Annotated in this window: 8 protein-coding genes; 3 read left to right on the forward strand and 5 right to left on the reverse strand. The window is 73.7% G+C overall.

Annotation, left to right across the window (positions count from 1 at the left end):
* The first annotated feature begins 104 nt into the window (after positions 1-104).
* The gene (locus Val02_RS04215; protein ID WP_203897480.1) at positions 105-563 is read left to right on the forward strand and encodes a GNAT family N-acetyltransferase; all 459 of its coding nucleotides are present in this window, start codon (positions 105-107) and stop codon (positions 561-563) included.
* A 103-nt stretch (positions 564-666) separates the two neighbouring features.
* On the opposite strand, the gene Val02_RS04220 is transcribed toward Val02_RS04215, so the two are convergent.
* A complete protein-coding gene (locus tag Val02_RS04220) occupies positions 667-1239 on the reverse strand; it encodes a TetR/AcrR family transcriptional regulator (RefSeq protein WP_203897481.1) in 573 nt (190 codons plus the stop codon).
* A gap of 61 nt (positions 1240-1300) precedes the next feature.
* Between Val02_RS04220 and Val02_RS04225 the strand changes: the two genes are divergently transcribed.
* Together Val02_RS04225 and Val02_RS04230 are read left to right on the forward strand one after the other, a co-directional pair.
* Positions 1301-1702, forward strand: a complete 402-nt coding sequence (locus Val02_RS04225; protein ID WP_203897482.1) for a nuclear transport factor 2 family protein — start codon at positions 1301-1303, stop codon at positions 1700-1702.
* Between the two features lie 130 nt (positions 1703-1832).
* The gene (locus Val02_RS04230) at positions 1833-2984 is read left to right on the forward strand and encodes an epoxide hydrolase family protein (RefSeq protein ID WP_203897483.1); all 1152 of its coding nucleotides are present in this window, start codon (positions 1833-1835) and stop codon (positions 2982-2984) included.
* Between the two features lie 135 nt (positions 2985-3119).
* On the opposite strand, the gene Val02_RS04235 is transcribed toward Val02_RS04230, so the two are convergent.
* From Val02_RS04235 to Val02_RS04250, 4 genes are all read right to left on the reverse strand, one after another.
* Complete coding sequence (locus Val02_RS04235; protein WP_203897484.1) at positions 3120-3338, reverse strand: BldC family transcriptional regulator; 219 nt, start codon at positions 3336-3338, stop codon at positions 3120-3122.
* A gap of 240 nt (positions 3339-3578) precedes the next feature.
* Complete coding sequence (locus Val02_RS04240) at positions 3579-4775, reverse strand: MFS transporter (RefSeq protein WP_203897485.1); 1197 nt, start codon at positions 4773-4775, stop codon at positions 3579-3581.
* A 55-nt stretch (positions 4776-4830) separates the two neighbouring features.
* Positions 4831-5385 carry a GNAT family N-acetyltransferase gene (locus tag Val02_RS04245; RefSeq protein ID WP_203897486.1) on the reverse strand — a complete coding sequence of 185 codons (555 nt, stop codon included), beginning with the start codon at positions 5383-5385 and terminating at the stop codon, positions 4831-4833.
* Between the two features lie 11 nt (positions 5386-5396).
* Entirely contained in the window at positions 5397-5984 is a 588-nt protein-coding gene (locus Val02_RS04250) for a hypothetical protein (RefSeq protein WP_203897487.1), read from the reverse strand.
* Between the last annotated feature and the right edge of the window lie 190 nt (positions 5985-6174).

Genomic DNA, 6174 nt, shown 5'->3' on the forward strand with positions numbered 1-6174 from the left:
CCGCCGCGGCCGAACCGGAGCGGGCGGATCCCTCGACCGTGCGCGCCACGTACGCGGTCCCGCAGAGATTCACCATCGCCGCGCGGGCCGGTAGCGTTCCGTTCATGCCGTCCGCCGCTTTCGTGCCACCCGGCTTCGTTCCGCCGACGTCGCTGGTCACCGACCGATTTCGCCTGGAGCCGCTGGGTCCGCGGCACAACGCGGCCGACCACGCCGCGTGGACGTCGAGCATCGGGCACATCCGGGCCACCCCGGGTTACCCGGACGGCACCTGGCCGCCACTCGACGGCATGCCGCTGGACCGGAACCTCGCCGATCTTCGCCGGCACGCTGACGACTTCGCGAAACGCACCGGATTCACCTTCACCGTCCTCGACCCGGCCGACGGCGACGTCATGGGCTGCGTCTACCTGTACCCCTCGAAGGCGGCGGAGTACGACGTGACGATCCAGTCCTGGGTGCGGGCCGACCGGGCGGCCCTCGACGTGCCGCTGGCCGAGGCCGTCGCGCACTGGGTCGCCACGGCGTGGCCGTGGCACCGCCCGGACCGGCGCGGCCGCTGACCGCCGGATCCGGGCCGATCCGCTCATCCGCCCGCGCGGAGTCGTCGCTGCGGCCGGATCGGGAGGGCTGAGCCGGCCACGCTCAGGCCCGTGACACCGCGCCTCACTCGTCGGCGGTCGGGGTGATAGCGACGATGCCGGTGCGCAGAATCGCGACCAGCCGGCGGGCCCGGTCGGCGTCGACGGCCAGGGCGGCGCCGCTGGCCAGCGTCAGTACGTCGGCGGCGGTGAGGTCGGGACGCAGGGTCGGCGCGGCGCGCCGGACCAGGCGGTCGGCGATCGTGGTGATCGAGGCGTGCCATTCGTGGAACAGCGCCGTGCGGCGCCCGTCGGCGCCTTCGGTGGCGGCCAGGGCGAGGGGGCGCTTCGTGGCGACGTGTGCCACGAACTCGTCGAGCCAGGCGAAGAGCGCGTCCGTCGGATCGGCCGACTCCAGCAACCGCGTGCCGTGCCGGCACAGCGCGTCGACCTCGTCGGAGTAGACGGCGACGAGCAGGTCGGCGCGGGTCGGAAAGTGGCGGTACAGGGTGGCGTTGCCGACGCCGGCACGCCGGGCGATCACGTCGAACGCGACGTCGTTCCCGGCCTCAGCCAGTGCTTCGCCGGCCGCGGCGATCAGCCGGGCGCGGTTGCGGGACGCGTCGGCACGTGGGCCGCGCTTGCTATCCGAGGACATCCCCGGATACGTTACCGGCAACTAAACGGGGAGTACCCCGCTTCGACGGAGGGGAGCCGCGATGGCGCTGACGACGGACGATCGGATTGCCATCGCGGATCTGATCAGCCTGCACGGCCACCTGGTCGACCGCGGTGACTTCGCCGGCCTGGCGGCGCTCTTCACCGAACAGGTGGTCTACGACGTGTCGGCCTTCGGCGGCGGCGCCCTGGTGGGTCTCGCCGCGATCCGCGACGCCGGTACGGCGCTGGCCGACGCCAATCCCGTCGCGCACCACGTGACCAACATCGTGCTGCGCGAGACGGCGGACGGCGTCGTGCACGCCCTCTCCAAGGGCCTCGGGGTGATGGCCGACGGTTCGACCGGCAGCGTCACGTACGACGACACCGTCGAGCGAACCGCCGCCGGCTGGCGTATCACGCACCGGATCGTGCGCCCGCGGCGCACGCCCCTACGGGACTGAGGCCGGTACCCGCGCGAGGCGCCGCCGATGTCGTTGACCTGGCGGTGGCGAAGCCGGATCCCAACCCGATGAACGGCACCCGGCGTGGGTCGCCTTGCCGGGTGCCGTTCGGTCGCCGTAGGAATGTCCGATGGGGATCGACGTCGCGCCGTACCGGGTACACGTGCCGGAGTCCGACCTGGCCGACCTGCGCGCCCGGCTGGCCCGCGCCCGCTGGCCCGAGGCGTCGCCGGTGCCGGGCTGGACCCAGGGGATACCGCTGGAGGTGCTGCGGGACCTGTGCCGGTACTGGGCCGACGGGTACGACTGGCGTGTCGCCGAGGCGCGACTGAACGCGGTGCCGCAGTACCTCGTCGGCGTGCGGGGCATCCGGGTGCACGTGCTGCACGCGCGTTCCCCGCATCCCGACGCGTTGCCGCTGGTGCTCACCCACGGCTGGCCGGGTTCGGTGCTCGAACTGGTCGGCCTGGTCGCACCGCTGACCGATCCGGTGCGGCACGGCGGCTCGGCCGGGGACGCGTTCGACGTGGTGATCCCGTCGCTGCCCGGATACGGGTTCAGCGCCAGGCCGACCGCTCCGGGCTGGGGCATCGAACGCATCGCAACCGCCTGGGCCGAACTGATGGCGGGCCTCGGCTACAGCCGCTACGGTGCGGCCGGCAGCGACTGGGGGACCAGCATCTCCAGTTGCCTGGCGACCGTGGACCCGGGGCGGGTGGCCGGGATCCATCTCGTTCCACCGCTGGCTGGACCGGATCCGGCGGACCCGCACCACACCGACGCCGAACGGGCCGCGCTGGCCCGGCTGCGCGACCGGGCGCGGACCTCCTCGGCGTACTCCGAGATGCACCGCACCGCGCCGCAGACCGTCGGCTACGCCCTGGTGGACTCGCCGACCGGCCTTTGCGCGTGGATGGCCGAGAAGCTGATGGCGTGGAGCGACCCCGCACCGCCGGGCGGCCTGTCCCGCGACCAGATCCTGGACCAGGTCTCCCTGTACTGGCTGACCGGTACCGCGGCGTCCGCGGCGCGCCTCTACGCGGAGAGCATCGACCGGGTGTCGGCCTGGATCGGCGGCACCCGCCTCGATCCGGTGTCCGTCCCGGTCGGCGCCTCCGTCTTCCCCGCCGAGGTGCCGCGGCCCTCCCGGCGCTGGGCGGCCCGCCGCTACCCCGACATCCGTTACTGGGCCGAACACGGGCGGGGCGGGCACTTCCCGGCCCTGGAGGCACCCGACCTTCTCGTCGACGACCTGCGGAACTTCTTCCGGCCGCTGCGCTGACCGCCGCCGGTTTCGGGTTCACCGGGCGGAGGTGGATGTTCGGGTGAGCGAAACGGCGGCGGGAGCGGCGCGCCGACCGGGACTTCCCGGTGGCCGGCGCGATCCGCTCTCGTTGCCGCGTGGGGGAGGGCCGGACTACTCGCCGGTGCGCTGCTGGGGGATGCCGCCGTTGCCGCCGTGCAGCAGGGCCCGCACCTCGGAGGCGCGGTAGCGGCGGTGGCCGCCGAGCGTGAAGATCGCGGTCAACTTCTCGGCCTTGGCCCAACGGGTCACGGTCTTCGGGTCGACGCGGAACATCGACGCGACCTCGGCGGGGGTGAGCAACGGGTCGGAATCCTGCATGCGGGAAGCCATCGGGGTGCTCCTCGGGAGTCGGTGAACTTCGACGGGTTCTATGGTGCCTGTTGTCCGACGATGTCCGACATAGCCTAAACGGGTGACAATTGAGACCGGTGCCCCCGAGGGCGTAACCTCGCCCGATTGTTGCCGTCGGTAACCATAAGCCCGTTCAGGGGGCGCCACCAGCGCGTAAGGCCGGATCTCGCGCAGCCCGTCTGATACTCCTCGTCACGGAGCATCACCGTCCGGTCACGTTCAAACGACACGTGTGGGGGACCCCGTCGGGGTGCGGTCCGGGGCGCGCACCGCGAACGACCCCGCGAGCCCGATCACGCCGAACGCCAGCACCGCCGGCACCACGAACGCCCACCGCAGGTCGGCCGCCTCGGCGACCACCCCGATGAGGCCCGCCCCGACGACGAAGCCCGCGTAGTTGAACAGGTTGACCCGGGCCACCGCGACACCGGTGTGCGCCGGATCGAGGCGCCCCGCCGCCGAGAACGACAGCGGCACCACCACGCACAGCCCGAGCCCCTGCAACGCGAACCCGGCGAGGGCGACGCCCGAGTCCGGCGCGGCCGCCACGACGAGCAGCCCCACGCCACCGATCGCCGCGCCCGCGCGGGTCACCACGGCCGGCCCGTACTGCCGCACCAACCGGTCGGCGGCGGCCCGGCCGAGCATCGTGGCGCACTGGTAGGCGAAGACGCCCAGCGCGGCGACACTGCGGGAGGACTCCAGCACGTCGTCGAGGAAGACCGCGCTCCAGTTGGAGGTCGCCGAGTCCGCGACGTACATGAGCATCACGGCCGTCCCGATGAGGGCCACCGGGCGCCAGGGGATCGCGGCGACCGCGGCGGCGTCCACTGTGGACGGTGCCAGCGCGGTCTCCTCGGCGCGGCGCAGCTCCCGTGGGCCGGCGGCCAGCGTGAGCACCAGGCCGACCAGCGCCGCCGCCGTCAGCGACTCCAGGACCGTCAGGCCGGCCTTCGCCGTGGCCGCGGTGGTCAGCGCCCCGGCGACCGCGCCCAGGCTCCACCAGCCGTGGAACGACGACAGCAGCGGCCGGCCGTAGCGGCGTTCGACGGCGACGCCCTGCATGTTCATGGTGGCGTCGACGATCCCGAGGCCCAGGCCGAGCAGCACCAGGGCGGCGGCCAGCGCCGGCACCGAACTCGCCGCGCCGACGGCCACCAGCGCGGCGCACACCAGGGGACCACCGACGCGCAGGACCGGTGCGCTGCCGAGGCGGGGCGCCAGGGCGCCGGCGACGATGCTGCCGATGCCGGCGACGAGCGGGACGGCGAGCAGCACCAGCGACAGTTCGCCGTCGGTGAAGCCGAAGCGGTCCTTGAGGACGTTCGTCTGGGTCAGCAGCGCCGCGAACGAGAAGCCCTGTGCCGCGTAGGCGGCCCCGACGGCGATGCGTGCCTGCTGATCCCGTGCCGCCACCGCAGCCCCCGTTCGCTAGGGATCTCCGTAGCATCCGGCACGGTGGCGTTCCCGTCTACCCGTGGCGCAGGACCCAGATCGGCAGGCCCGCGACAGCGGTCTCGCCGACGACGCGCCAGCCGGCGCCCTGGTATATCGCGACGTTGCGCAGGTTGCTCGTCTCCAGGAACGCGGGCACGCCGTCGAGGCGGGCGCGAGCCATGCCGGGGATCATCGCGGCGCGGCCCAGGCCCTTGCCCCGGCACGCCGGGTCGGTGGCGAGCATGCCCAGGTACCAGTGCGGGCCGGCCGGGAGGAGGCCGTGCACGGCCTCGTCGTAGGCGGTGAGGCGTTCGGTGACGCCGGCGGGGTAGGCGTGTGGGTCGCCGCCGTCCCCGCCGGGCGGCGACCAGAGCGCCACGGCGGCGCCGCCCTCGACCGTCCACACGGCACCGAGCGGCATGCGCCGGTCGAAGCGCCCGCCGGCGAAGTGCGGCATGTGCGCCTCGTACACGTCGTCGTCCGGGAACATCCACCGCACCGCCGGGTCTTCCCGGAAGGCGGCGACGAGGGTGGCGACGACCCGGGCACGGTCGTCCGGCGTGGCGGGCAGGACGTCGGGGTTGTTCATGACGGGCAACCCTAACGCCCACCCGCCGATGCGCTCACCGGGATATGGGCGACGGCGCGGCGGGTGGGGTGGCCGTCCGGGGCCACGTCGAACAGGTAGTCCGCGTCGCCTATCCGGGCGCGGACGGTGCGGTTGCCGGCGAACTCGACGGCGCCCAGCGCCACCGCCCGGTACTCGTCGGAGTAGCTGACCAGGTGCCCCATGTCCCGCGCGAGGACGCCGGAGCCGGCCCACAGGTGCAGCACGTGGGTGCTGTCGGCCCCGAGGCTGTACTCCGCGTAGCGCGCCACGGCGTACCGCCCGTCGGGGGACGTGGCGAGCACCTCCCAGTGCGGCGCGAACCGCTGCACCCCGGCCACCCCGAACGTCCCCAGCAGCGCGGCGACCACGAAGCCCACCGCCCCGACGACCTTGATCCGGCGGCTGAGGCTGTGCCGGCGGTCGGCCAGCGCTGCGGCGGTCGCGAGCCCCAGGGTGACGGCCCCGCCGGCCACCACGGCGGTGGCCCGGTGCACCCGGGCGAGGTCGGTGGGATTGGCGACAGCGAGGAGCGTGAACGCCAGCGCGGCAGTCGGAAGCGCCCAATTCCGTCGGCCCATGCCCCCAATCGTGATCGATTCCGCCACGGGCCGCCACCGTACAGGGACGCTGAGAAGCCACTGACCTAGCATCCTAGGACGCGGTAGAGGCAGTGCGACCCGTCGCGAGCGACGGCAATACCGCACACCCACGGGGGAACGCGGACCCGGCAGCGGAGCGGTCGAGCACGCCGCAGGCGGATCGGCCCGG

This window comes from Virgisporangium aliadipatigenens (assembly GCF_016863615.1).
GTDB lineage: Bacteria > Actinomycetota > Actinomycetes > Mycobacteriales > Micromonosporaceae > Virgisporangium > Virgisporangium aliadipatigenens.